1 protein-coding gene and 1 pseudogene are annotated in these 1,310 nt (G+C 58.9%); both read right to left on the bottom strand.

What is annotated here, in order from left to right:
• Positions 1 to 52: 52 nt before the first annotated feature.
• Positions 53 to 787: pseudogene (gene istB / locus ACOCD2_RS20330) on the bottom strand (IS21-like element helper ATPase IstB).
• Positions 777 to 1,310, bottom strand: a 534-nt coding sequence (locus ACOCD2_RS20335; protein WP_419582391.1) for a Mu transposase domain-containing protein, incomplete at its 5' end; no start/stop codon positions are given. The pseudogene istB and the gene ACOCD2_RS20335, both read right to left, overlap by 11 nt.

A 1,310-nucleotide genomic window follows, 5' to 3' on the forward strand; every position in this document is an offset into this window, starting at 1 on the left:
TGTCAAACAGCATCCAAAATTGACCAGTTATCAGCGTGCAATTTTGACCAGGCTAAGAGGCCTGATTGCGGTGTTTGAACCGGTAGGATTCATTGCCGGTTTCGATAATGTCGCAGTGATGGGTGATGCGGTCGAGCATGGCAGTCGTCATCTTGGCATCGGTAAAGACCTGCACCCATTCGGAGAAGGACAGATTGGTGGTGATGATCAGACTGGTGCGTTCATAGAGCTGGCTGACTAGGTGGAACAGCAAAGCACCGCCAGACTCCGGGAACGGCAGATACCCCAGTTCATCGAGGATCACCAGATCCACCTGTAACAGCTGGCGAATGATTTTGCCGGACTGGCCATTGGCCTTTTCCTGTTCCAGGCGACTCACCAGATCCACGACATTGAAGAAGCGAACCCGCTGGCCACGATGGATCACCGCTATACCCAGGGCCGTGGCCAGGTGGGTTTTCCCCGTGCCGGTACCGCCTACCAGGATGAGATTGTGGGCCTGTGATGTGAAGTGGCCTTCTGCCAGGGTTTCAAAGGTGGCCTGATCCACATTCGATTCCGCCCATTCAAAGCTGTCGAGTTCACGACGAATGGGAAAGCGGGCGATTCGCAGCTGATAATTGAGCGATCGAACCTGCCGGTCGACCCGTTCCGCCTCAATGAGCTTTTCCAGCCACATCACCGGGTCTTTGGCCTAGCGGGGACGTTCGCCCAGCAGTTCCTCGCAGGCGGCAGCCATGCCATAGAGCTTCAGTTGCTTGAGCGCGGGAATCAGTTCACTGGCCATGACGCACCTCCCTCAGGCGGTCATACCGGCTGCAGTTGGCTTGCGGCTCCTGTTGCAGGCGCAGGTGGCCGGGAACCGGGTTTTCTCTGACCGGCGGGGGGGCTTTGAGCCGATTGACGTGGTTGAGCACCACGGCGGCATTGAGGGTCTTGTGCTCCAGGGCCAGCTCACAGGCCACGCTCAGCAACTCGCTGCCATGGGTCTTCATGGCCAACAGGATCTCGACAAAGGCGCGGTCGCCTTTGTCCTGTTTGAGCAGATGATCCCTGACCTTGCGCACCGGTGAGGGCAGGTTCCACTGCACAAAGGGGGCGCCATTACGCAAGGCGCCGGGTTTGCGCTCCAGCACGGGCAGGTAATGCCAGGGATTGAGGATCTGCTGTTCCCGGCCAAAGCAGCGCGCATGGCAGGCCAGGGTCTTGCCTTCCTGAACGATCTTGATCCGGGTGGCCGTGGCACGCAGGAACACGCCCTGGCCCGCATGTTCCGCCGGTACACTGTAACGGTTCCGGTCATACCCGAC

This window comes from Thiolapillus sp., from assembly GCF_048562965.1.
Lineage (GTDB): Bacteria > Pseudomonadota > Gammaproteobacteria > Chromatiales > Chromatiaceae > Thiolapillus > Thiolapillus brandeum_A.